Annotated in this window: 20 protein-coding genes; 14 read left to right on the top strand and 6 right to left on the bottom strand. The window is 44.2% G+C overall.

Going from position 1 to position 24,654, the window contains the following annotated elements:
* Positions 1–7: 7 nt before the first annotated feature.
* Positions 8–709: a lipoyl(octanoyl) transferase LipB gene (gene lipB / locus MD536_RS05840; RefSeq protein ID WP_239596674.1), complete on the top strand. Its 702-nt coding sequence runs from the start codon at positions 8–10 to the stop codon at positions 707–709.
* A 2-nt stretch (positions 710–711) separates the two neighbouring features.
* On the opposite strand, the gene MD536_RS05835 is transcribed toward lipB, so the two are convergent.
* Positions 712–1,626, bottom strand: coding sequence for a hypothetical protein (locus MD536_RS05835; protein ID WP_239596672.1), 915 nt, complete (start codon positions 1,624–1,626; stop codon positions 712–714).
* A gap of 39 nt (positions 1,627–1,665) precedes the next feature.
* Positions 1,666–2,565, bottom strand: coding sequence for a 1-aminocyclopropane-1-carboxylate deaminase/D-cysteine desulfhydrase (locus MD536_RS05830; RefSeq protein WP_239596670.1), 900 nt, complete (start codon positions 2,563–2,565; stop codon positions 1,666–1,668).
* 40 nt (positions 2,566–2,605) lie between these two features.
* Between MD536_RS05830 and MD536_RS05825 the strand changes: the two genes are divergently transcribed.
* From MD536_RS05825 to MD536_RS05805, 5 genes are all read left to right on the top strand, one after another.
* Positions 2,606–3,505 carry a nucleotidyltransferase family protein gene (locus MD536_RS05825; RefSeq protein ID WP_239596668.1) on the top strand — a complete coding sequence of 300 codons (900 nt, stop codon included), beginning with the start codon at positions 2,606–2,608 and terminating at the stop codon, positions 3,503–3,505.
* A gap of 134 nt (positions 3,506–3,639) precedes the next feature.
* Positions 3,640–6,054, top strand: coding sequence for a DUF1549 domain-containing protein (locus tag MD536_RS05820; RefSeq protein ID WP_239596667.1), 2,415 nt, complete (start codon positions 3,640–3,642; stop codon positions 6,052–6,054).
* Positions 6,055–6,068: 14 nt separating this feature from the next.
* Positions 6,069–7,508 (top strand): DUF1501 domain-containing protein, encoded by a 1,440-nt coding sequence (locus MD536_RS05815; RefSeq protein WP_239596664.1) that lies wholly within the window; start codon positions 6,069–6,071, stop codon positions 7,506–7,508.
* A 14-nt stretch (positions 7,509–7,522) separates the two neighbouring features.
* On the top strand, positions 7,523–10,168 hold the full coding sequence (locus MD536_RS05810) for a c-type cytochrome (protein ID WP_239596661.1): 2,646 nt from the start codon (positions 7,523–7,525) through the stop codon (positions 10,166–10,168).
* Position 10,169: 1 nt separating this feature from the next.
* A complete protein-coding gene (locus tag MD536_RS05805; RefSeq protein WP_239596659.1) occupies positions 10,170–10,898 on the top strand; it encodes a 3-keto-disaccharide hydrolase in 729 nt (242 codons plus the stop codon).
* Here the strand turns inward: MD536_RS05805 and MD536_RS05800 are convergent.
* Together MD536_RS05800 and MD536_RS05795 are read right to left on the bottom strand one after the other, a co-directional pair.
* A complete protein-coding gene (locus MD536_RS05800; protein WP_239596657.1) occupies positions 10,892–11,986 on the bottom strand; it encodes a S1 family peptidase in 1,095 nt (364 codons plus the stop codon). The two genes, MD536_RS05805 and MD536_RS05800, sit on opposite strands and share 7 nt — an antisense overlap.
* Entirely contained in the window at positions 11,983–12,552 is a 570-nt protein-coding gene (locus tag MD536_RS05795) for an RNA polymerase sigma factor (RefSeq protein WP_239596655.1), read from the bottom strand. The genes MD536_RS05800 and MD536_RS05795 overlap by 4 nt, the downstream gene beginning before the upstream one ends.
* A gap of 135 nt (positions 12,553–12,687) precedes the next feature.
* Between MD536_RS05795 and MD536_RS05790 the strand changes: the two genes are divergently transcribed.
* The 5 genes from MD536_RS05790 to MD536_RS05770 all read left to right on the top strand — a co-directional run bounded on the left by MD536_RS05790 (position 12,688) and on the right by MD536_RS05770 (position 20,286).
* A complete protein-coding gene (locus MD536_RS05790; protein ID WP_239596653.1) occupies positions 12,688–12,897 on the top strand; it encodes a hypothetical protein in 210 nt (69 codons plus the stop codon).
* A 421-nt stretch (positions 12,898–13,318) separates the two neighbouring features.
* Complete coding sequence (locus tag MD536_RS05785; protein ID WP_239596652.1) at positions 13,319–15,295, top strand: T9SS type A sorting domain-containing protein; 1,977 nt, start codon at positions 13,319–13,321, stop codon at positions 15,293–15,295.
* 21 nt (positions 15,296–15,316) lie between these two features.
* Positions 15,317–15,865 carry a T9SS type A sorting domain-containing protein gene (locus tag MD536_RS05780; RefSeq protein ID WP_239596650.1) on the top strand — a complete coding sequence of 183 codons (549 nt, stop codon included), beginning with the start codon at positions 15,317–15,319 and terminating at the stop codon, positions 15,863–15,865.
* 26 nt (positions 15,866–15,891) lie between these two features.
* Positions 15,892–20,013, top strand: coding sequence for a beta strand repeat-containing protein (locus MD536_RS05775; protein ID WP_239596648.1), 4,122 nt, complete (start codon positions 15,892–15,894; stop codon positions 20,011–20,013).
* A gap of 6 nt (positions 20,014–20,019) precedes the next feature.
* Positions 20,020–20,286: a hypothetical protein gene (locus MD536_RS05770; RefSeq protein WP_239596643.1), complete on the top strand. Its 267-nt coding sequence runs from the start codon at positions 20,020–20,022 to the stop codon at positions 20,284–20,286.
* Between the two features lie 66 nt (positions 20,287–20,352).
* Here the strand turns inward: MD536_RS05770 and MD536_RS05765 are convergent, their stop codons facing one another.
* Positions 20,353–21,588: an isocitrate dehydrogenase (NADP(+)) gene (locus MD536_RS05765; RefSeq protein WP_239596642.1), complete on the bottom strand. Its 1,236-nt coding sequence runs from the start codon at positions 21,586–21,588 to the stop codon at positions 20,353–20,355.
* Between the two features lie 103 nt (positions 21,589–21,691).
* Between MD536_RS05765 and MD536_RS05760 the strand changes: the two genes are divergently transcribed.
* Positions 21,692–22,285: a Crp/Fnr family transcriptional regulator gene (locus tag MD536_RS05760; protein ID WP_239596641.1), complete on the top strand. Its 594-nt coding sequence runs from the start codon at positions 21,692–21,694 to the stop codon at positions 22,283–22,285.
* A 4-nt stretch (positions 22,286–22,289) separates the two neighbouring features.
* Positions 22,290–22,901, top strand: coding sequence for a Crp/Fnr family transcriptional regulator (locus MD536_RS05755; protein WP_239596640.1), 612 nt, complete (start codon positions 22,290–22,292; stop codon positions 22,899–22,901).
* Here MD536_RS05755 and MD536_RS05750 read toward each other — a convergent pair whose 3' ends face one another.
* Positions 22,902–23,576 (bottom strand): metal-dependent transcriptional regulator, encoded by a 675-nt coding sequence (locus MD536_RS05750; RefSeq protein ID WP_239596639.1) that lies wholly within the window; start codon positions 23,574–23,576, stop codon positions 22,902–22,904.
* Between the two features lie 97 nt (positions 23,577–23,673).
* Between MD536_RS05750 and MD536_RS05745 the strand changes: the two genes are divergently transcribed.
* Positions 23,674–24,648, top strand: a complete 975-nt coding sequence (locus MD536_RS05745) for a hypothetical protein (RefSeq protein WP_239596637.1) — start codon at positions 23,674–23,676, stop codon at positions 24,646–24,648.
* Positions 24,649–24,654: the final 6 nt, after the last annotated feature.

Raw genomic sequence — 24,654 nt, 5'->3', positions numbered from 1 at the left:
TTGCAAAATGCAGCCATTCTTCCTACGTGATTTAGGCCACCTGTCTTATCAAACCGCCTGGGATTACCAGGAAAAACTTCTACAGGAGAACCTGGTCCTGAAAGCTTCAGGTAATCCTGATGCCACGCGGCATTTTTTTCTATTGGTAGAACATCCTCCGGTTTACACAATGGGTAAAAGTGGGTTGATGGAACATGTCCTGATTGATGATGCTACCCGTATTCAGAAAGGAATTGAATTCTTTAAAACCAATCGGGGTGGAGATATTACCTATCATGGTCCCGGGCAAATAGTTGGTTATCCCATACTCGACTTGGAGAAACTATACACAGATATTGGCAAATACCTTCGGAACCTGGAAGAAGTCATCATTCGCACGATGGCCCATTATGGATTAAAGGGAGAACGCTCTTCGGGTGAAACAGGTGTGTGGCTGGATCCATCCATACCGGGGCAGGAGAGAAAGATCTGTGCCATGGGGGTTCGCTGCAGTCGCTGGGTTACGATGCATGGTTTTGCTTTTAATGTGAATACGGATCTTTCTTATTTCGATATGATCATCCCATGCGGCATTCGTCAGAAGTCAGTTACCTCTTTAGAAAAGGAGTTGGGTAAAAAACTGGATATGGAGGAAGTGAAGCTGGTACTCCTCAGGGAATTTGAACAGGTCTTTGAAATGGAAGCAAACAGGAGTTGGCCCATTTCCTGAACTCAGAAATCTTTTCCTATAAACAATTTGTTTTTCTCCAGCAGTTTTCCGTCTTCATAGATTTCAAAAAGATACCAGCCTGCCTGCATAAAATTGGCTTTGTCCAGAAGGAGTACCGCATCCCGTACATCTTTAATTTCAAAAAGAGGGGAGCGGTCTTCTTCAAAAAACTTTACCAGGTATTTTCTCCTGGCGTACCAGGGTAATTCAATATGAACCAGTCCGGCTTTATCTATAAATATATATTTAGAAACACTGTATACTTCTTTGGGCTGATAGGGTTTAATAAACAGGGTATCCCGATTGCTTAACAGAATGGTATCTTTTGTTCGCATACTCACGGAATCGCGAAACTGTTGCAGGAACCGTTCGTTCAACTCCCCTACAATTTCATCTCCTTTTTTGATAACGAGATATTTTTCAGGTTGGGGAACCGGAAGTTTAGGTTTTTCCGGCTCAACTGGTTTGGGTTTTTGCACCGGCTCCGTTTTTACAGGTTCCTGTTTTACGGGCGGTTCCGGCTTTCGGGTAACTGGTTCATGTTTAGGAGGTGGAGGAATGGTACGGGCTTTTTGCACCGGACTGAAAACATAATCTCCACCATCCAGCATAATATATACCCGGTAGTAAAAATTGGTATCAGGTAAATTCTGGTCTACAAACCCGTTTTTTAAAACTGTCGGATCCGGTATGCTGATGATTGTTTTGAACAGTCGGCTGCTGTCCCTGGAACGCTGGATACTCAGCTGCTTTATTTTAGTTCCATAGGGATTGGTCCAACTGATGATGATCCTGTTTTTTGATTTGATCTCTGCCGAAAAAGCAGGTAGGGTATCCTGTGCGCTCCCGGCAAATGAAATGAAAAATAATAGTAGAGTCGGACAAAGCCGGAATAATAAGCGTTGTGGATGCATCATCGGAACAAATATAAGGCAGTCGTCATGCTTTAAAAACAATTAAAATGTCAAAATACCGGGAGCCAGTGACCGGTTTCCCTGTAAGCCGCCACTGTGAATTATAAGCACTCGTGAACCGGGTTGAAAAAAATTATTGACATATAACTGCTTCCAGGCATAACATAATTTTGCAGTGTATACAATATCTGTTGGTATACCGGTTCGGTGGTAGAACAGATTCATAAAATCCGTTAGTTCAGTAGTATGGCGTGCAAATCCACCAAAATGGAAAGCTGTATTGATCTCAAATCTGTTTTCTAGTGATGGAAACCACTGCAGAATCAAAGCTGTTTGTTCTTCCTTCTCTTTCAGGCTACAAATTCCGATTACCTGCTGTTCTTTTCCGGCTGCCAGGGCTAGTCCCGCAAGCATTGTTCCTGTTCCAACTGCACAGAGGATATGCGTATAGCTATGCAGGTCGGGAACATAGCTAAGGATTTCAGCTGCTCCTTTTGCCCCGGTGGGGCCCTGACCACCGGCATCCACCACCAAATAATCCGGGTAGCTGGTGTTCAGGTCAGTTACTAATTGGGCCCGGTTCCGGTAAGCAGTCCGGCTAACAAAATCCAGTTCCATCCCCAGGCTCCTTAGCTCTTCTAAGGTTTCGCTGGGTTGGGCAGGGGCTTCTCCCCGAATGATTCCAATGCTTTTGAGACCTGCCTCCCGGGCGGCTGCAGCCACTGCCAGCAAATGATTCGACCAGGGGCCACCAAAACTGATCAGCCCAGAACGGTTTTCAAGGAATGCCTGCTCGAGGTAATATTTCAACTTAAACCACTTGTTACCACTGATTTGCGGGTGGATTTTGTCAAGCCGTAGCATATTTGTTTCCACCTGCTGATCTGCAAACAGTTGGATTTTATCAATTGTAACAAGGTCGGTATCAATGGATAAAGTCATTCTTATGGTTTATATTCGTGCCCGAAACAAAAATAGAAGAATGCAACCAACCTTAGTAATTCTGGCAGCAGGTATGGCATCCAGGTATGGAAGTTTAAAACAAATCCAGTCGTTTGGTCCTAGTGGTGAAACCATTATGGAATATTCCATCTATGATGCGATCCGTGCCGGATTTGGCAAAGTTGTCTTTATTATCCGGGAAGAATTCGTGAATGATTTTAAAGAAGTTTTTGGTTCCAAGCTGGATGGAAAAGTGGCTGTTGATTATGTGTTTCAGAGCCTGGATTCTTTTTTGCCCGATGTGACTGTTCCGGAAGGAAGAACCAAGCCCTGGGGTACCGCACATGCCGTTCTCTGTGCAAAAAATGCGGTACAGGAGCCTTTTGCAGTAATCAATGCAGACGATTTTTATGGCCGCGATGCATTTGCAAAAGCGTATGATTTCCTGACAACAGCTTGCAGTCCCGATAAATACGCTATCATTGGTTACGAACTCCTGAAAACCCTTAGTGAACATGGTACGGTAAACCGGGGTGTTTGTCGCGTTGATGCTGCCGGAAACCTGGAGTCTATTGCAGAGCGACTGAATATTGCTATGAAAGAAGGAAAAATTGTTTGTGATGATAATCAGGAGCCGGCAGAACTTCCCCTGGACTCTAGTGTATCCATGAATTTCTGGTGTTTCCATCCTTCCGTATTCTCTATCAGCCAGGAAATGTTCAACGATTTTGTAAAGAAACATTACCAGGAACCCAAGGCAGAATTTTTCATTCCGATAGTGGCCGATGATTTTATAAAGTCCGGTAAAGGCGTTATCCCGGTTATTCAGACCAGCTCCAGCTGGTTCGGAGTTACCTATAAAGAAGATGCTCCAAGTGTACAGGCCAGCCTGGATGCTTTGGTGGCAGCCGGAGAATATCCAAATAACCTTTGGAAATAAGAGCCGCGCATAAAAGGCATTACAGCCGGCAATAAATTGTCACACTAAAGGGAGAGTAGATTCGCTGTTCAGAACAGAACAGGACAGTGAATCCGCTTTCCCTTCTTAAGTTAAGTGCCAATTGATTGCCAGTAATGAAAGTAGTTTCCCTTTTATTGTTTGTTTTCCTGCCTGTTCTTTTAATGGCAGATCCGGTGGCCGAATCCAGTTCAACTGCCTGGTATTGGGTATTGATTGGTCGGCTACATCCTCTCCTGGTCCATTTTCCAATTGGATTGATTGCCATCGCTTTTTTGCTGGACCTGCTAAGAGTGTTTCGAAAAAAAACAGAATTCATCCCTGCTATTCGCATCATTTTGGTGGTGGCAGCCATAAGTTCGGTGTTAGCCGTAATTGCAGGATTATTATTGGCCAGTGCTGAATCCTATGGTGGTGAGTTATTAGGTGTACATCAGTGGACCGGTATAACAACACTTCTCTTATGTCTGCTGGCTGCTGGTTTGTATTATAATAACAAACGGCGCATGGGCTCTGTAATGCTGGCTCTTACATTTTTCAGTATGGCGGTAGCCGGACATTTTGGAGCTTCGCTTACTCACGGTGAAGATTATCTGACCAGTGTTTTTCCAGGAAAAGAGGATGACCCAGGTGCTGAAGCATCAGCCGGAATTAATTTTGCCTCCTTTACTGGCCCGCTGGATGAAGCCAGCACCGCTGAATTAAACTTCCAGGTACGCAGCATCCTTGCGCATCATTGTTACAGTTGTCACGGTGCCGCCAAAGTAAAAGGAGAACTTAGGCTCGATAAAAAAGAATTTGTATTTCAGGGTGGTGAAAATGGTCCGGTTATTCAGCCAGGCAATGCCAGCGCCTCGGAAATGATCCGGCGGATCAAATTACCAAGATCACATAAAGACGCCATGCCAGGCAAGGGTAAGGCGCTGTCGGCAGAAGAAATAAAGTTGCTGGAAGTCTGGATTGATAAGGGTGCTCCCTGGCCCGATGGTCCGTTGAAAAGTCTGTACCGGGTAGCTTCCCTGGAACCCCGGCTCCCTGAATTGCCCCCGGTTGAAGGAACCTTTAAACATCCGGTGGATCGGTTGCTGAATGCTTATTTTAAACAAACAAAGCAAAAATGGCCTGCCCGAATTGACGATCGCCTATTTATGAAACGGGTATACCTGGACCTGGTCGGACTTATTCCTCCTGCTGACTCTATTGATGCTTTCCTGGCTGATGTTAGTCCGGATAAAAGAGAACGACTGATCACCTCCCTCCTTAACCGAAAACACGATTATACGCAGCATTGGCTGAGCTTTTGGAATGATTTATTGCGAAACGATTATACAGGAACGGGATACATAACAGGCGGGCGCTTTGATATTACCAAATGGTTGTATCAATCCTTGTATGAGAATAAGTCCTATGATCAGATGGTAAAAGAACTCGTGAATCCCGGACCAGCTTCACAGGGTTTCATCAGAGGTATACAGTGGCGAGGTACCATCAATTCCAGCCAGAGTACAGAAATGCAGGCAGCCCAAAATGTTGCACAGGTATTCCTGGGACTGAATCTGAAATGTGCCAGTTGCCACGATAGTTTTATCAGTGATTGGAAACTGGAAGATGCCTATGGGTTTGCCAACCTTTTTTCTGATACGATTCTTCAAATTGCCCGTTGTGATGTGCCCACCGGCAAATGGGCGGATACCAAAATGTTATATCCCCAGTTGGGCGAAATCGATAAAACACTTCCCAAGCAAAAAAGGCTGGAGCAACTGGCAGATAAACTGGTTCAACCCAAAGACGGCCGCTTGTACCGCACCATCGTAAACCGGATCTGGGCCCAGCTTTTTGGAAGAGGGTTAGTGGAGCCGGTAGATGTTATGGACAATGAACCCTGGAACCAGGATTTGCTCGACTGGCTGGCCTATGATTTTGCTAACTCCGGCGCGGATCTTAAAAAACTCCTGTTCACTATCATGAGTTCGGAAGCCTACCAGCTACCCAGTGTTTCTGTGAAGGAGCCTGAAATGTTGCTGGCAAAAGATTTCAAATTCAGCGGCATGATCCGAAAACGCATGACAGCGGAGCAATTTGCAGATGCAGTGGCTATGGCCTTTGAACCGCTGTACCCGGATAGCGTGATCGTTACTAACCTGCTGCCGGATTCTGTGAGTACGATTATGACTTTTGCAAGGGCCGCCCTGGTCAGAAACGATCCTTTTCTTACTGCATTGGGAAGACCGGCTCGTGAAACAGTTACGACTAGCCGAAGTTCACAGGCCAACCTGATACAGGCCCTTGAACTAACCAATGGTTCCGTATTTCATGAAGGAATCAAAAGAGCTGCGGCAAAATGGGTTAGTCGAAATGCTACTACTTCTGCACTTATTGATGAAGTATATAATAACGCATTGGGTAGAAAACCAATGGCCGATGAAATGAAACTGGCCACTAAGGCCCTGGGAAATAAACCCGATCAGGATGCTGTTATGGACTTTTTATGGATTATGGCAATGCATCCGGAATTTCAATTAATTTACTAATTAAGCCCATCACCATGTCAAATTCAAAATGGAACAGGCGTGAATTTCTGAAACAATGTTCAGGTGCCAGTTTGGCTGCAATGGCAGCAGGTGCACCCATTGCCGGATGGTTACCAGGGTGTAAGCCTGTCAATAAAATCAATTCCTCCGCTGATACTGTCATTCTGCTCTGGATGGCGGGTGGTATGGCACATACTGAGACCTTTGATCCCAAAAGATACAGTCCATTTGAAAAAGGAATGGATGCCAACCGGGTCTTAAGTACGTTTCCGGCTATTCCAACCAAACTGGATGGGATTTATTTTTCAGAGGGACTGGAGAACATAGGACAGGTGATGGACAAAGGCACCCTCATTCGTTCCTATACGGCGGCGGATATGGGGCATATCCTGCATGCACGCCATCAATATCACTGGCATACCTGTTATGAACCTCCTCAAACAGTAGCGGCTCCACATATTGGTGCATGGATAGCTTATCTGCTTGGACCAAAAAATCCAGTGATTCCGGCTTTCATCGATATTGGTCAACGCTTTACAGTTGGAGAGGCAGAAGAATTAAAAGCGTTTCATACAGCCGGTTTCTTAGGGAATGAATTTGGACCCTTCCTGATACCCGATCCATCGCAGGGACTGGATGCTGTTCGTCCGCCGGTAGGTATGGATGCAAAACGTTTTGAAAAAAGAAACCAGCTCTACACAGAACTGGTCAATCAAAGTCCGCTTGGTGAGTTCGGAAGTGACTATCAGAAAGAATCCTTGAAGCGCTCCATGGAGCAATCGTATCGCTTGCTCAATTCTCCGGAGGCAAAAGCATTTAACCTGAGTCTTGAACCCAAAGAATCCTACGACATCTATAATACCGGAAGGTTTGGACTGGGTTGCCTGATGGCCAAACGACTTACCCAACAGGGTGCACGCTTCATCAGTGTCACCACGGAATATGAACCATTCTTTGGATTTGATACCCATGAAAATGGTCATACCCGGATGATTGATATGAAAAAAATGATCGATGCGCCTATTGCACAATTGATAAAAGACCTGGAGCAGTCCGGCCACCTCGACCGTACCCTGATCATTCTGGCAAGTGAATTCAGCAGGGATATGATGGTGGAAGGCAAGCCTGATTTCAAGGTTCAGGAACAGGTAGATCAGCCGGATGTATTGCATGATATCAAGTTTTATGGCATGCATCGGCATTTTACAGATGCCGGTTCTGTACTGCTTTTCGGAGGAGGTATCAAAAAAGGATTTGTATATGGCAAAACTGCTGATGAACGTCCCTGCAAGACCCTTGAAAATCCTGTCCGAATCGACCAGTTGCACCAGACCATTTACCATTGCCTGGGAATACCTGAAGAAACACAGGTCGAGATAGAGCAACGACCTTTTTATACCACTCCCGATGGTAAAGGCAAAGCGATTCCTGAACTATTAATTAAAAACGCCTGAAAATTTTTGAATACATGTATAACCGTACCGGTTCCTTCCTATTGCTGATTGTATTGTTAGGATTCGCAGCTTGTAAAGATAAAACTCCAGAATATACTGAACCCTCTGATCCTAAACTGGCAGCCTTACAGTTGCCGGAGGGTTTTCGGGCGGAACGGTTGTTTGGTCCCTCTGAAAAAGGTGAAGGTTCCTGGGTGGCCATGACCTTTGATGATAAAGGACGATTGATCGCTTCCGATCAGTATGGTGGATTGTATCGTATGAGCATTCCCGCTATAGGTGATACGGTCAGTAAAGTGGTAGCAAAACCCTTGCGTGTCGACAACTTCAACTTCGGTTATGCGCATGGGTTACTCTATGCATTTAACAGTTTGTACGTAATGGTGAATCATGGTGGAGATAGCAGTTATCCCAAAAGCAGTGGGCTGTACCGGCTCAGAGATACCGATAACGATGACCAGTATGATTCTGTTACCTTATTAAAAGCACTGGAAGGAGAGGGAGAGCATGGCCCTCATTCCATAGTACTTGCTCCAGATCAGCAATCGTTGTATGTAATTGCCGGAAACTTTACCAAACTGCCGGAAATGAAATCCTATCGCAGTTCTCCGGATGCTCAGTTGGATAATCTGATTCCTTTACTGCGTGATCCAAATGGACACGATAATTCGGTAGGCATGCTTGGGGGATGGATTGCTAAGGTTGATTCAACCGGGACAAACTGGGAACTCTATGCATCCGGCTTCAGAAATCCCTTTGATCTTGCCTTTAATGAGGCGGGTGATATGTTTACCTATGATTCCGATATGGAATGGGATATGGGTACACCCTGGTATAGGCCTACAAGAATCTGTCATGTAACGAGTGGCAGTGAATTTGGCTGGCGGCCTGGTACTGCTAAATGGCATCCTTCCCTTGCTGATTCACGACCGGCTGTTTTAAACATTGGGCAGGGTTCACCAACAAATATGGTATCTGGTAAAGATGCAGCTTTCCCGGAAAAATATCGCCAGGCCTTGTTTGCCTTCGATTGGAGTTTTGGAATAATTTATGCAATCTGGCCAACACCATCAGGCAGCAGTTATACGGCAAAAGGGGAAGAGTTTCTTTCCGGTTCCCCCTTACCGTTAACGGATGGTGTAATTGGTCCGGATGGTGCCTTGTATTTTTTAACAGGTGGCCGGCGACTGGAGTCTGATCTTTACAGGGTATATTACGGTGATGGTCACCTGAAAAAGGAACCAATTGCCAAACCAGCCATTACCCCGGAAAATGCGCTACGTCGGGAACTCGAAGCGTACCATGTAAATCCGGATGAGAAAGGCAGAGCGCTTGCCTGGACCAACCTGGATCATGCAGATGCCGGAATCCGGTTTGCAGCAAGGAAAGTGCTGGAACAATCTCCACAGGCAAGTTGGATAACCACCGTGAATGCAAGTAGCCAGCCTTCTAAACTCGTGCAGGCAACTCTTGCCCTATGCAAACAGGCAGGTAGTTCTACCAATTGGGACCTTGTCAAAAACATCCTGAATAAAATTCCATTCCGGGAGCTGGATCGGCAACAGCAACTTGATCTGATCCGGGCAATTGAACTTTTTTTAAGCCGGTCTGCAAAACCAGGTGAGGCAACCAGGAAAGAATTGGCCGCCTATTTTGCTTCAAGTTTTCCATTACCCAAAGAACCGCTATACAATCGCCAGCTCAGCAAAGTTCTGGTTTATCTGGAGGATACCACTGCGATTCAGTATACACTGAAGTTAATGCTGGAAGCTAAGGAAGAGGGATGGGTGGAAGAAGAAAATCTTACCAGTTCGGAAGACCTGATCATGCGGAACCCGGATTATGGAATGGGAATAGCAGGAACGCTGGCCAAATTTCCTCCGCAAAATCAAACCTATTATGCTATGGTGCTCAGCCAGGTTCGTTCTGGAATGAACGAATCCCAGCAAAAGGAATACTTCGCCTGGTTTGCAAAAGCTTTTCAGTTCCAGGGCGGACATAGTTATGCTGGATTCATCAACCTTGCCAGGAAGCAGGCGCTAAGTGGTGTTCCCAAAAACAGATTCACCTTTTTTAATGATTTGTCTGGCGATTCCATTGCCAATCGACCAGTGGTGGCGCAATCCGGAAAAGCAGTTCAGCCCAAAGGACCAGGCCGTGACTGGACAGTAGAAGCTGCTATGAAATATGTAGACAGCGGAATGGGAAATCGGAATTTTGAAAGAGGGCAGGGACTCTTTGTAACCAGTTTATGCGCGTCTTGTCATACGATGAAAGGAGAGGGAGGAGTAAGTGGTCCCGACCTAACGCAGTTGGGTACCCGATTCTCTTACCACGATATGCTGGAAGCCATCATTGAACCCAGTAAATCCATATCGGATCAGTATGGTGCAACTATTTTCTATTTGCGCTCAGGCAAAACAGTGATGGGACGTTTGATCAATGAGGATGAGAAGGGCTATACGATTGCGCAAAATCCTTTTGCGCCGCAGGAACATCGGGTGCTAGCCAAAGCAGAAGTAGTTCGAACCCGGGTATCAGAAATTTCTCCCATGTTGCCTAATATGATCAACCGCCTGAATGCGGAAGAATTAAAGGATTTACTGGCCTACCTGAAAACAGGAGGAAACCGGGAGGATAGTTTATTCAGAACCAAATAAGATGCAGATGTACCATAAAATTGGATCACGTGCCGCTTCAGGGTTATTAATTGTTCTGGTTGCTTTGGCAGGATGTGCTACACCTGCTGCAAAAGTGGAAAAGCCGAATTTACTCTTTGATGGAGTCAGTTTTACCAATTGGGAAGGGGATACCAGCTACTGGAAAATCAGGGATAGCTCAATTTATGGAGAAGTAACCCCTGAACATCCGTTGGAATACAACAGTTTTCTGGTTTATACAGGAAAATTACCCGCCAACTTTGAGTTGACATTGGAATACAGGATCAGTGAGCAGGGGAATAGTGGGGTTCAATACAGGAGCCAGGAAGTACCGGGTTTGCGTTATGCACTAAAAGGATACCAGGCGGATATTGATGGCGCCAACACTTATACCGGACAGAACTATGAAGAGCGGGGCCGGGGCTTTTTGGCGAAAAGAGGTGAGTCTGTTGAATTTAAAACAGGCATCGGACCAATTGTACTGGATACTCTGGGTTCACAGGAGGAACTCCGGAATACGATAAAAACCAATGACTGGAATGAAATGGTGATCAAAGTAGTTGGGTTCCGCTATGAGCACTTTATCAATGGGAAAAAAATGAGCGATTTGCTGGATGCTGACACTGTCAATAGAGCTGATAATGGTTTATTGGGATTGCAACTCCATGTAGCACCGCAAATGTGGGTAGAGTACCGTAATATCAGGCTGAAACCGCTTCCGGATCAATAACTCATTACATTGTAGATACATTCTTCAATCTTCTTGATCTGCATTACCCGATCAATACCTTTTACAGAAGAGTTGCTCTGGATACGTATCGTAGTACTGCTATCCTGTTTAAGTGAATCCAGGGCCCTGAAAATGTTTTTGCTCTGGCTGCTAAATACTACTCCCTCAGCAGTAACCTGTTTGCCGCTAAGTACTCCTATAACTTCACCGTGCTGGTTGAAAATTGGGCCACCTGAGTTACCCGGGTTGGCAGAAATAGCTATCTGGTAAGTTACCGTATCACCATTGTAACCTGTTTTGGCACTCAGGTATCCTTCGTTGTAAACAATTTCAGTACGGGGATAACCAAGCGTGAAGATCTGTTCACCCAGGTCCGCTTTTGCTTTGCGGATACCATAAGGCAGATGCCGAACCGGCTCAAAACGGGGATCTTCAATTTTCAGAATAGCGATATCGGTATTATCATTCACATGAACAGTTCTTGCTTTGAAGTATTCTCCTTTTGTATTCACAATGTATACAGAGTCTGCTTTCGAAACCACATGGGCAGAAGTAACCAGGTAACCTTTTCCGTCAATCAGGAATCCGGTACCACCAAATTTTCCGGGGGTAGCCGGACGATTGGGTGCATGTTTCAGCGTGTTGATTTCATTCTCGGTTTGTTTCTGGCTGATCTTAACCGTATTGATTTCCTTTTTAAGCTGAGCTATATCCGAAGGATTGCTTTTGGGCGTGAAGTAGGTAACCAGTCCCGAAATTGCCAATGCAGTAATACCGGCAATAGAAGCGGCCAGGGCAAATACTTTTTTATACTTATCAACCAGTTGAATGACTTTTACTTTAGGTTGAACCGTTTTGATTTCACCAGTAGTAACCAGGTCATTATGGATTTCGTTCAGCGTGCTCTGGAACTGTTTCCGGTTGCCGAAATGCTCCATCTGCTGCAGAAAGAGTTGATGCTCCACAACCAAATGATCCACTTCCGGGTTGGAAGCACGCAATTGTTCAAAATGCAGCTTTTCTTCCTGACTCATTTGCTGATTCAGGTAACGCTCAACGGCCTCCAGTAACTGCATGTCTTCTCTCATACTTCCAGGTTTTTATATTGGGCGAAGAATATTTTTTTCAATCGGGTAAGGCATTTATACTTCTGGGTCTTGGCATTATCGGCATTGGTATACCCAAAAACCGAAGCAATTTCAAGCATGGATTTTTTTTGCAGGTAAAAGGCATCCAATAAACTTCTGCAGGGCTCCCCAAGGCTGTTCATTGCTTTTTCCATCAAATGAAATGCCTGGTCCTGCTGCTCAAAATGTTCCAAATCGTCTTCTACTGCAATCCATGAATCTGATCCTTCCAATTCCGGTAAAAATCGCTGTTTTTGGGTCAACTTTTTTAGCCATAGCCTTCTACATATACTATATATATATGTTTTAAGCTGGCAGCTCAATTCAAATTCACCAGATTTCACTTTCTCATACAATACAACCATTGCTTCCTGGAACACATCCCGGGCATCATCCACTGTTCCGTTATTATTGAGAATCAGTGCCTGAATCATTCCAAAATGCTCCCTGTAAAGGGTAGTGGTTGAAGCTCTGTCATTCCTGGCCAATCCTTCCAATAAGGCTTTTTCTATCGGATCCGAAGTCACTATTCAGTATTTAATACCCAAAATAACAAATAGTAACCCTGAAAAAAATCTTGATTTTTTTTGAGATGAAAGGTTACCTTTTTTCAAATCCCGTATAAATGTCAAATCATTCATTCAAAACAAAACGAAGAACAAATGAAAAAGGTCCTGTTCGTACTGGCTATCGCCGCTTTCGCTGCTTGTAACAATGCTGCTGAAACTACAACTGAAGCTGCTGAAGCTACTGTAGATTCTGCTGCTGCTGCTGTTGAAGCTACTGTTGATAGCGCAAAAGCTTCTATCGACTCTACTGCTGCTGCTGCTGTTGACAGCGCTAAAGCCGCCGTTGATTCTCTGAAAAAATAAGAATTTTCATATGGCAAGCAATCGTTAGAGGCCGTCCTGTTCTCAGGATGGCATTCTTTAAACGATTGGATAAGAGGTCGTTACCTAAGGGTATCGACCTTTTTTATTGTTCTTAAGAAAAGGTACTTTCCTATTTTACGGATATCTACGAGAGAGTAAATGAAAATATACTAATTTCTAATATTTAATGGTAACTGGGTAGAATAATTAGAATATTTTCTATAGTTTGGCGTTAGTAACATATCCGATCCTTTGTCCAAAAAGTCCACTTATGAAAACAATTGTACCTAATTCCTATCCAGAAAACCGACAGCGAAGGGGACATAAAATACCCCTAATTGTAAATAGTAGCTTTTTTAGATTGAAGTAATCCGACGAATGCTTTTCGTCGTATTTGTATTTATTATCTAATCCTATTTCTATGAAAAAGCTACAATTTTTTCTGTTGCTGTTTTTCTTTTGTGCGGGAGCTGTCCATTCCCAGATCACAACTGCCAATCTAAAAGCTGCTTTTGGGATTGATGGAGAGCTTAGGGCTCCTTTTCTGGGGCCAACCCAGTTTCCAGCTTCAATGAGCCACGACTGGTTTACCAACTCCACTGGTACACAACGTTTTATGATTGATACCACCGGTGCTGCCTATTATGTAAAAAGATGTAGTACAGATGTTGCATTCCGGCGCCTTCCCTTTTTCCGTACGATGAGGTATCCTGCCCTTAGTATTTTGGATGGACGCAGATTGATAGATGCTGTATATATCCGGGACTATCATGGATCCGACTCTACCGTTTTCGCGTCTTCCAATAAAAATGGTGGAAGTCCGGGTAACTGGACAGGTGCTATTGAAGGAAATATTCCACAGAAAAATGATATCCTGGACATCATGGTGCATGTTAGAAGGTCGGGCAGTTCGAATTTTCATACAGTTGCTGATTCCCTTTTTTTTATTGGGGGCATAGCAATAGACGCAACTTCAGGAAGTCGTTATTTTGATTTTGAGTTATACCAGACTGATATTTATTATGATCGGGCTACTCAAAAATTCACCGGCTTTGGTCCGGATGCCGGTCACACAAGCTGGCAATTTGATGCTACAACCGGAGCTGTAACTGTTCCAGGTGATGTGATTTTTTCGGCTGAATTTGGCGGAAGCGGCTTGCAGGACCTTGTTGCGAGAATTTGGGTACATAGAGATGCACTTTTGATAAATAGTCCAAATTTTGACTGGGACGGAAGCTTTGATGGAGATAATAATGGTGCTACCTATGGATACGCCGGCATAAGACCCAAGAATGGTAAAAATTTTTATCTCGGACTCCAGAACACTACGGCTACCTGGGGTGGCCCTTATAAGGTAATCCGACGGGATGATAGTATGCAGGATACTTATGATGCGAACCAGTTTCTGGAGTTCTCTGTAAATATGGGTACACTTGGTTTGGACCCTATCAATCTGTTGGGTGGTGGTAGTCAGTGCGACATGCCATTCCGCCGTATTCTTGTGAAAACCAGATCTTCTGCATCGTTTACCGCTGAATTAAAAGACTTTGTAGGCCCCTTTGATTTCTTCAATTTTGATGCAACAGATGCTTTTGCAGATATTCCTATGATATGTGGGGATGAAACCGTAAGCACGTTATCCGTCATCAATCCCCTTCCTTCATCTATTTATACCTGGAGCACTCCCGATGGAAACATCATTAGCGACACTAATGGTTATAGCATAACTGTTGATACTCCAGGTACTTATATTGTTCGTCAGCAATTATTAAATGGATGTAATATTTATTCTCAGGATACAGTATTGGTCATGGAAACCCCCAATTGTGGTATTCTTCCGGTCAATCGAATACAGCTTTCAGGAAAGATGTCGGGAGAGATTGCGCAACTGAACCTGGATATTTCATCCAATGAACAAGTTGAGCAGTTGATAGTAGAGCAGTCTGTTGATGGCAAATCTTATTCAGAAGTTAAATCGTTGTTCGCCAGTAATTTAACTGGATATGCTAATTATAAAATAGATGATGATATCCGCGCCGTTATATCCAATCAGGTGTTTTACAGGGTTAAAATACTGCGTAAGGATGGAACGATCCGTTACTCGAATAGTATCAGACTAAATCTGCCTGATCGAGTTGCCCAGTTTCAATTATTTCCTAATCCGGTTCGTAGTTCTACGAGCTTATCCGTAGTAGTTTCTAAAAATCAATTGGGTACAATTAAAATTTTTAATGCAGTTGGTGCGTTAATGCAACAGAAACCTGTTCAATTGGTTGCTGGATTGAATACGATCATGCTCGATGGTTTTGGAAACTGGAGCAATGGTATATATCCGATCCAGCTAATTGCTGACGAACAGGTAATGACACAGAAGTTGATTCTGAGTCGAAAAAAATAAGGACCTCAAGAAATCCAAACTATGTTTTGCACCAAACAATTAAAACCATTGGTGGCGGCATGCGGACTACTGCTTTGTACTTCCCAACTGGCCCAAAGCCAGGATCTTTCCACTGCTATTGTGAATATAGGTGGTGGTCAGTTCAGCAATGACAAACTGGTCATTGAATGGAGTGTGGGAGAATTGGTTCGGGTTGATACCAGGCAGTCAGAAAACAAGGCGCTCATTTTAACGCAGGGACTACTTCAGCCTGATTTAGGTCGGCAGATCATCCTCGCTTCCGATCCAACATTTGCTCCGGGAGAAGTAAAGATTCTCCCCAACCCCGTAAAATCCCTTTTACATGTACAGTTATCTGGCAGACAGGCTGGGTATATTCGCTGTATGCTGTATGATGAAAAAGGAATCAGGTTAACCCAGGCCGGATTTCAATACTACGGCTATGGATATACGCAAACCATCAATATGACACGATTGGCAGCCGGTAATTATTTTTTATATGTCGAATTAGAGCCAGTTAGCGGCCCTCAAATAAAAAAAGGTTCCTACAAAATAGTCAAGATCAATTAACCTCTTAAACCGAAAAATCCAATTCCATGATAAAACAAGTTTTGCCATTTATGGTAGGCCTGTTTTTGTGCAGTTCCCTGATGGCACAGGTGCCAAAACAGATCAATTACCAGGGTATCGCAAGAAACACGTACGGTACCGCCTTGTCCAATCAAACCATTAATCTTCGTTTAACCATCCGGGAAGCTAATGCAACCGGAGCAGTTATTTACCAGGAAACCCGTTCTGTAACCACTAACCAGTTTGGTCTTTTTTCTACCGCAATTGGTGGTGAAGGCGCCAGCTCGGTTTCAGGTTCTTTAAACGGTATTAACTGGTCTACCGGTACTGCCAAGTTTCTCCAGGTTGAAATGGATCCTAAAGGAGGCAACCAGTTTATGGCAATGGGTACTAGTCCGTTGACCAGTGTGCCTTTTGCATTCAGAGCAGAATCTGCCAATCCTGTTGGTGCGGCCGGAGGGGATCTGAATGGAAGTTTTCCCAATCCAACAATAAAAGACGGTGCTGTATCCGGATCAAAAATTGCAACTGGTAGCATTAGTACGGATAAAGTAGCAGATGGTGCGATCACAGCAGCTAAACTGGCTCCGGGTGTTATTCCAAGCTCGCTTCCGGTGAGTGGAACAGCTGGTGGTGACCTTACAGGTACCTATCCAAATCCAACCATTGCTAACAATGCAGTTGGAACTTCTAAGATTGTGGATGGTGCAATAAGTACAACTAAATTGGCAGACAATGCTGTCAGCACTAATAAAATTGATGCCAATGCAATCACGAATGCGAAACTGGCAAACAATGCGGTAGCCACTGCTAATGTGCAGGATGGTGCGATTACGGCAGCCAAAATAGCTCCGGGTGTTATTCCTTCTTCAGTGCCAGTAAGTGGTACAGCAGGAGGGGATCTTACTGGTACTTACCCCAATCCAACCATTTCTAATAATGCGATCAACACAAATAAAATTGCTGCAAATGCAGTAACCAATGCAAAACTGGCAAACAATGCAGTTGCTACTTCCAATGTGCAGGATGGTGCAATTACGGCTGCCAAGCTTGCGCCTGGTGTGATACCCAGCTCACTTCCTGTAAGTGGAACAGCTGGTGGAGACTTGACTGGTACCTATCCGAACCCAACCATCGCCAACAATGCAGTGGGTGCAGCTAAAATTGCAGATGGTGCGGTTGGTAATACCAAACTGGCTGATGGTTCAGTTAGCACTGCTAAGATTACCGATGCGGCCGTGAACTCCAATAAACTGGCAGACAATGCTGTTAGTTCTAATAAAATTGCTGCGAATGCAGTGACCAATGCAAAACTGGCAAGCAACTCCGTAGCCACTACTAATGTGCAGGATGGTGCGATCACTGCAGCCAAGCTGGCGCCTGGTGTTATTCCAAGCTCGCTTCCAGTAAGTGGTACAGCGGGTGGTGATTTAACTGGTACCTATCCGAACCCAACCATTGCAAACAATGCAGTAAGTGCAACTAAAATTGCTGATGGTGCAGTGGGCAATACCAAACTCGCTTCTAATGCAGTAGCAACTACTAATGTACAGGATGGTGCTATTACAGCTGCCAAGCTGGCGCCTGGTGTTATTCCAAGCTCGCTTCCAGTAAGTGGTACAGCGGGTGGTGATTTAACTGGTACCTATCCAAATCCAACCATTGCAAACAATGCAGTAAGTGCAACTAAAATTGCTGATGGTGCGGTTGGCGCAGCTAAGCTTGCTGATGGTGCAGTGAGCAATACCAAACTGGCAGACAATGCTGTCAGCTCCAATAAAATTGCTGCAAGTGCAGTGACCAATGCAAAAATGGCAACCAACTCTATCGCCACTGCCAATGTGCAGGATGGTGCGATCACTGCAGCTAAGCTGGCGCCTGGTGTAATTCCTTCCTCTTTACCAGTTAGCGGCACTGCGGGTGGTGATTTAACTGGTACCTATCCGAACCCAACCATCGCCAACAATGCAATAGGTGCAACTAAAATTGCGGATGGTGCAGTAGGAGCAGCCAAAATCGCCGATGGTGCGGTAGGAAATGCAAAACTGTCCACCAATGCTGTAGCAACTACTAATGTGCAGGATGGTGCGATTACGGCTGCTAAGATTGCACCGGGTGTGATTCCTACCTCCTTGCCGGTAAGTGGCACAGCAGGTGGTGACCTAACAGGTACCTATCCCAACCCTACTATAGCAAACAATGCAGTGGGTGCTACTAAAATCGCGGATGGTGCTGTAGGTACTACCAAACTGGCAGACAATGCTGTCAACTCCAATAAAATTGCTGCAAGTGCAGTGACCAATGCAAAAATGGCAACTAACTCCATCGCAACTGCTAACGTGCAGGATGGTGCTATTACGGCTGCCAAGATTGCTCCCGGTGTGATTCCTACATCTCTGCCAGTTAGTGGCACTGCGGGTGGCGATCTAACGGGAACTTATCCGAACCCAACCATTGCAAACAATGCAGTAGGTGCTACTAAAATTGCAGATGGTGCGGTAAGTTCTGCAAAGATTGCTGATGGCGCAGTGGGCAATACCAAACTGGCTGATGGTGCTGTAAGTACAGCAAAGATTTTGGATGCGGCTGTTAACTCTAATAAACTGGCTGACAATGCTGTTAGCTCCAATAAAATTGCTGCAAGTGCAGTGACTAATGCAAAACTGGCAACTAATTCGGTAGCCACTGCCAATGTGCAGGATGGTGCAATTACGGCTGCTAAAATAGCGCCGGGTGTTATTCCAACCTCCTTGCCGGTAAGCGGCACTGCAGGCGGTGATCTATCCGGTACCTATCCCAACCCAACCGTAGGCAGGATCAATGGAGTAGCTGTATCAACCACTGCACCAACAGTTGGACAGGTGCTTAAATATAATGGAACCCAATGGGCTCCGGGAACTGATAATGCGGGTGGTGGTGGATTGACATTCCCTTTCACCAATACCACGAATGTTGCAGGAGAAATGTTTGGTTTGACTAATTCAGGTAATGGTACTGCTATTGCTGGAAGCAATAATTCAGCAGGCCCTGCAGCTATTGGTATAGCTGGTAGTATAACCAATGCAGCTCCCAGTTTTCTTGCCACAGGTCTGTTTGGAGAAGTGTCAAGTGCAACAACCAATAATGGATTTGCAATATTTGGCAGGCATCGTGGCGGTGGTACAGCCATTTATGGAGAATCGGTAGGGGGTGTAGGTGTATTCGGACAATCCACCTCAACTTATGGTGTCGTTGCGAGAAGTAATTCAGAACCTGCAATTTTTGCTACCAGTCAGGGAAATAATGCAGCGAGATTTGAGAATACAGAAATGAGCAATATGGGAGAAGTGTTGAATGTATACAACATGTATGGTGATGGAATTAGTGTTATTACCGAACAAGGAGCTGGATTGAAGATCCTTCATTTAAATAGTACGGCTCCTTCTATTGAAGTTCAGAATCTTACGAATGGAGTGGGTGTTTATTCGGCAACCAGTTCAGACTTCGCGGCTGCAATTGATGCAAGGAATACAGAAACCTTTGCAGCGATTTTAGGATATGCTCCTCAAGGTATTGGGATACAAACAGAAACCAATATGGAAGGGTTTACCGGAGGAATTGGTATCAAGTCTGTAATTGGACAGGCTGGTTCTGCCAGCCATGCTATTTTTGAAACAAATGGCGCCAACGTAGCACGTATTGATGAAAACGGCCGTGGTTTCTTTAATGGCGGTACCACTAATTCTGGCGCAGATGTTGCTGAATTATTCGCTGTTGTAGGCAATAGAAATGCGTATGAGCCAGGTGATGTACTGGAAATTTCAACTACGGATGACCGTAAGATGGTAAAATCAAGTGGTGCGTATTCTACTCTGGTTGCAGGCGTTTATGCAACTAAACCAGGTTTGTTACTGACAGAAGAAAATGCAACAGAAGGAGACCTTAGCTTCGGCGTTCCGATGGGGGTTATTGGTGTATTGCCAACCAAAGTTTGTATGGAAGGCGGTGCCATTAAAAGAGGCGACCTCATTGTTACCTCCAGCATTCCAGGAGTTGCCATGAAAGCAGATCCAGAAAAGGTAAAAGTTGGGCAGGTGCTTGGTAAAGCGCTGCAGGATTATTCTGGTAGCGGAATTGGTAAAATAAATGTATTAGTAAGCGTAAAATAATAACGTATGAAAAATATTCTGATACTGAGTCTTTCAATCCTTTGCATAAGCATTAGTTTGGAGAGTTCAGCACAACAAAAAAGACGATTGAGCCGGACTGAACTACAAGCCAAACAGGCCAACCTTCCTCATAAAAAGCCAATGCTGACCAAAGCTGAAGCAGATGCAATTTTAGCAAAACGCAGAATGGAAGCCCGGGAGAATAAGACCAAAATGGATCGAATGAAAGCGGAACTCCAGCAACGGGAAAGATCCGTTGGAAATCGTGAATAAATTCACCTGCAATAAAAAAGCGCCTGATCATTCAGGCGCTTTTTTATTTTAGTAACGTGAAGAAACCTATGCTCCAAGCTTCTTGCGAAGATTTTCATCAATCGCATCCAGGAATTCCTGTGTGTACAGGAAGTGTTCACCATGTTTAACTTTATTACCATGGATACAAACAGCCAGGTCTTTGGTCATTTTACCACTTTCAACCGTTTCAATACAAACAGCTTCCAATTTGTTGGCAAAATCAATCAATTCCTGGTTATTATCCAGTTTTCCACGGAATGCAAGTCCTCTGGTCCAGGCAAAAATCGAAGCAATTGGATTCGTTGAAGTTGGTTTGCCAGCCTGGTGGTCGCGGTAGTGACGAGTTACGGTGCCATGTGCAGCTTCTGACTCAAGGGTTTTGCCATCCGGTGTAATCAATACAGATGTCATGAGTCCGAGTGAACCAAATCCCTGTGCAACCGTATCACTTTGTACATCTCCATCGTAATTTTTACAAGCCCAAACAAAATTACCATTCCACTTCAGCGCACTTGCCACCATATCGTCAATCAGACGGTGTTCATACACAATACCAGCCGCATCAAAAGCTGTTTTAAATTCATTCTGATAGATTTCTTCAAAAATATCCTTAAAGCGACCATCGTATTTTTTCAGAATGGTATTCTTGGTGGATAGGTACAAGGGCCATTTTTTGCTGAGTGCCATATTGAAACAGCTGCGTGCAAATCCTTTGATACTTTCATCCGTATTGTACATGGACATAGCCACACCATCTCCTTTGAAGTTGAAAACCTCAAAAGTCTGTGGTTCTCCACCATCTTCCGGAGTAAAGGTCATGGTGAGTTTACCTTTTCCTTTAATCACGGTATCCGTAGCGCGATATTGATCGCCAAATGCGTGTCTTCCTACAATAATCGGGGCAGTCCAGTTGGTAACCAGCCTGGGGATATTATTAATTACAATAGGCTCACGAAAAACCGTACCATCGAGAATGTTGCGGATGGTACCATTGGGGCTCTTCCACATCTGCTTCAGATTAAACTCCTTCACCCGGGCCTCATCCGGTGTAATGGTTGCACATTTAATACCTACACCGTATTCTTTGATTGCATTTGCCGCATCGATGGTTACCTGGTCATTGGTTGCATCCCTGTGTTCAACGCCAAGGTCATAATATTTAATATCCAGTTCCAGGTAGGGCAGGATTAGCTTGTCCTTAATAAATTGCCAGATGATCCTGGTCATTTCATCGCCATCCAGTTCTACCACCGGGTTGGCTACTTTAATTTTTTGAGTCATGGTTGCCTGATTTATGTATGCAAGGTTGCAAACCTACTGCAAATGCGTAAAAATTCAAATGATAAAAATATCAAATGCCGGATTCCAGTAATTTTGTGATGTTATGAAGCTGATGGGGACGAATGTTTTTGCCTATATAAACCGGTTTGTGGAGTTGACTGATGCCGAGCGAAAAGTACTTCGTCAACAGATACAAATCATGACCTGTGTGCCGAAGCAGGTGCTGACCAATATCGGAGAACTGGAGCAACATACCTATTTTATTGAAAAAGGACTGGTGCGAAAGTATTTCTACCGTGGCCAGGAGGAAATTACAGTTCAGATTTCAAAGGAAGGTCAGCTTATCAGTTCATCCGTTTCCTTTCTTTCCGGTGTCCCTTCCGATTTTGTGATTGAAACCATGGAGCCCTGTACCCTTGCATTTATTACCAAATCCGGAATGGAAACCTTGTATGAATACAGTGTCAATTTTGAAAAAATGGGACGCCTCATTATCCTTGATTGGATGTTGTTTAAAGAAAAAACAGATACTTTTAGGATGATTAGCAGTCCAAAAGAACGATTTTCCCGGTTTATGAGTGAAAATCCGGATCTTCTTTCACGAGTACCACAAAAATACCTGGCATCCCTGTTAGACGTAAAACCGGAAACGTTCAGCCGGTATAAAAAACAGTACATCCAAAAAGGAGAGGAGTAGTTGTATGAAGTCTTCATCCTTACAACCCTACCAACCGGCAATCCAGGAACTCTTTGCCTACATGAATGCCTATTGTGGCATTACAAAAGAAGAGTTTAAAATCATGACCAGTTATTTTATTGTACGTAACCTGGATAAAAAAAGCCTGCTCATTCAGCCTGGAGAAGTGGATCATTATTTCAACTTTATCGTAAAGGGAGTGGTACGGAAATTCATGAGGGCAGGAAAGAAAGAATTCACCCTGCAATTATCAACAGAAGGACATTTCATTCATGCTGAGCTTTCCTTTCATACGGGCAAACCTGCAGATTGTTATATTGAAGCCATTGAAGCTAGTACTTTTCTTTCCATTCACAGAGAAGATCTTGAAAAGCTTTATACTGAAATTCCAGTGCTGAACAAGCTGGCCAGACTAATGGTATCGGAAATGTATATACGAAAAGAACTACGGGATCTGTCTCATTTTCGTCTTACAGCCAGGGAACGATTTTTACAATATATCCACAAGCACCCCGACATGATGCAGCGGGTGTCACAAAAATACATTGCCTCTTATCTGAATATCAAACCTGAAACCTTCAGCAGGCTGAAACACCTGGTCCGCCAGCGGAAGTGATCAGTCTGTTTCATCCTTAGCCCAGGCAACATATAAATGAGCCGCAAGTTGTTCGCTGATCGTAACCGGAGGCCCTCCCTGAACTGTTATCTGTAAGGAATGATCAAAACGAAACCGGTTCGTGATTTTCAAACGGGTTCCGATTTCTATCTGGTGATGCCTGAGTAAATCAAGCATATCGGCAGACTGGTTGGAGACACTTATAAGATCAGCAGAAACGCCTATCGGAAGGTCCAGTAAACAGCGTTTTTCTATTTTGGGAACTATACCTGCAGCATCTGGTATTGGATCACCATGGGGATCCGTCTTTGGTTTGCCAAGAAATTCATCCAGCCGGTCGATCAGTTTTTTACTGCTGATATGCTCCAACTCTTCGGCTATTTCATGCACTTCTTCCCATCCAAATCCCAGTTTTTCCACCAGAAAAAATTCCCACAGGCGGTGTTTTCGAATGATTTGCAATGCCAGTTTATTTCCCGAGTCAGTCAGTTTTACTCCCTTATATGGTTCGTAATGGATAAGTTCCTGCTCATTCAATTTTTTAAGCATATCTGTTACAGAAGCCGGTTTGGTGGCCAGTTGCCTCGCCAGTGCATTGGTGCTTACAACCGGATCTTCCTGTTCCAGGTGATAGATTGCTTTAATGTAATTTTCTTTACTGGTGGAGTACTTCAAAGGGATAAATTTTAGGCGAATCTAAAAAAAAATAAAGGACAAAAAATGGGAGCTATTTGAAATAAACTATTTTAGCGACTCAAGGAAAACCTGACCAATGCATTGGAAAAACCGTCTGCTTATTGTTTGTTTACTGCTTGGGATGGCTGCCTGTACCTCCAAAAAAAAGCAATTATTGGATACCGAAGAGGTGGTCGTTTCCGAATTCATTGATTTTTTCCCGGAGATCAAACTTCCTTTTCATTTGTCTGATACCATGTTGGTGAAAAAGTCGCCTGATTCTCTCCGGATCGGCAATAAAATCTTTTCCCAATTTGTGCCGGACTCTGTTTTGCAGCCCGTTTATGGCAAAAAAACCAAACCACAGTTGTATCCAATCGGAAAAATTGAAGTAAAAGATGCTGAAACCTATATCCTGGTGAAAGCTGTTTTGGGCACCAAAAGGGCGGCATATGCGCTTGTTTTTGAGCAGGATTCTTTCAAGTCAGCATTACCACTGGTGGTCAGTACTACCACTCCAACAAGAACTGAGCAGAAAGTAGCCAATATTGATAGTCGCCATACCATAACCACCGTTCGGCAGCGTACCGCACCTGATGGCCAGGTCCTGTACCAAAAAGATGTTTTTATCTACAATCCGGAAGGAATTTTCATGTTGATTCTTACTGAATCCAATGACCAGGCAAACAAAAAAGGAAAATTGATCAATCCGATTGATACCCTGCCAACTACTCATAAACATACGGGTGATTATTTGGGTGAAACCCGTAATCTGGTTTCCTTCCGCGACAGTCATAGAAAGGGATACCTTAGTTTCTTTATTCATTTTGAAAAAGATAAAGGAACATGTGTGGGAGAGTTAAAGGGGGATGCACAAATTACGGGGGCAAATTCCGCCCGGTATACGGAAAACAACGGTCCCTGCGTTATTGATTTTACGTTCTCGGGTAATACGGTTACTATGAAAGAACTGGAAGGCTGTGGTTCCTACAGGGATATCAAATGTTTTTTTGAAGGAAGATATACCCGTAAGAAAAAAGCTACCCCTCCTGCTTCCCGTAAAAAGAAGTAAATAACC

It is taken from the genome of Flavihumibacter cheonanensis, assembly GCF_022352215.1.
Taxonomy (GTDB): Bacteria; Bacteroidota; Bacteroidia; order Chitinophagales; family Chitinophagaceae; genus Flavihumibacter; species Flavihumibacter cheonanensis.
This window is presented reverse-complemented; position numbering and strand designations above follow the sequence as displayed.

What these genes read in the sequence shown, in the direction of transcription:
- MD536_RS05765 (WP_239596642.1), bottom strand. Translation starts at nt 21,588, where the DNA reads ATGACTCAAAAAATTAAAGTAGCCAACCCGGTGGTAGAACTGGATGGC.
- MD536_RS05815 (WP_239596664.1), top strand. Translation starts at nt 6,069, where the DNA reads ATGTCAAATTCAAAATGGAACAGGCGTGAATTTCTGAAACAATGTTCA.
- MD536_RS05810 (WP_239596661.1), top strand. Translation starts at nt 7,523, where the DNA reads ATGTATAACCGTACCGGTTCCTTCCTATTGCTGATTGTATTGTTAGGA.
- MD536_RS05830 (WP_239596670.1), bottom strand. Translation starts at nt 2,565, where the DNA reads ATGACTTTATCCATTGATACCGACCTTGTTACAATTGATAAAATCCAA.
- lipB (WP_239596674.1), top strand. Translation starts at nt 8, where the DNA reads ATGCAGCCATTCTTCCTACGTGATTTAGGCCACCTGTCTTATCAAACC.
- MD536_RS05825 (WP_239596668.1), top strand. Translation starts at nt 2,606, where the DNA reads ATGCAACCAACCTTAGTAATTCTGGCAGCAGGTATGGCATCCAGGTAT.
- MD536_RS05820 (WP_239596667.1), top strand. Translation starts at nt 3,640, where the DNA reads ATGAAAGTAGTTTCCCTTTTATTGTTTGTTTTCCTGCCTGTTCTTTTA.
- MD536_RS05770 (WP_239596643.1), top strand. Translation starts at nt 20,020, where the DNA reads ATGAAAAATATTCTGATACTGAGTCTTTCAATCCTTTGCATAAGCATT.
- MD536_RS05745 (WP_239596637.1), top strand. Translation starts at nt 23,674, where the DNA reads ATGCATTGGAAAAACCGTCTGCTTATTGTTTGTTTACTGCTTGGGATG.
- MD536_RS05775 (WP_239596648.1), top strand. Translation starts at nt 15,892, where the DNA reads ATGATAAAACAAGTTTTGCCATTTATGGTAGGCCTGTTTTTGTGCAGT.
- MD536_RS05780 (WP_239596650.1), top strand. Translation starts at nt 15,317, where the DNA reads ATGTTTTGCACCAAACAATTAAAACCATTGGTGGCGGCATGCGGACTA.
- MD536_RS05760 (WP_239596641.1), top strand. Translation starts at nt 21,692, where the DNA reads ATGAAGCTGATGGGGACGAATGTTTTTGCCTATATAAACCGGTTTGTG.
- MD536_RS05785 (WP_239596652.1), top strand. Translation starts at nt 13,319, where the DNA reads ATGAAAAAGCTACAATTTTTTCTGTTGCTGTTTTTCTTTTGTGCGGGA.
- MD536_RS05755 (WP_239596640.1), top strand. Translation starts at nt 22,290, where the DNA reads ATGAAGTCTTCATCCTTACAACCCTACCAACCGGCAATCCAGGAACTC.
- MD536_RS05790 (WP_239596653.1), top strand. Translation starts at nt 12,688, where the DNA reads ATGAAAAAGGTCCTGTTCGTACTGGCTATCGCCGCTTTCGCTGCTTGT.
- MD536_RS05805 (WP_239596659.1), top strand. Translation starts at nt 10,170, where the DNA reads ATGCAGATGTACCATAAAATTGGATCACGTGCCGCTTCAGGGTTATTA.
- MD536_RS05835 (WP_239596672.1), bottom strand. Translation starts at nt 1,626, where the DNA reads ATGATGCATCCACAACGCTTATTATTCCGGCTTTGTCCGACTCTACTA.
- MD536_RS05800 (WP_239596657.1), bottom strand. Translation starts at nt 11,986, where the DNA reads ATGAGAGAAGACATGCAGTTACTGGAGGCCGTTGAGCGTTACCTGAAT.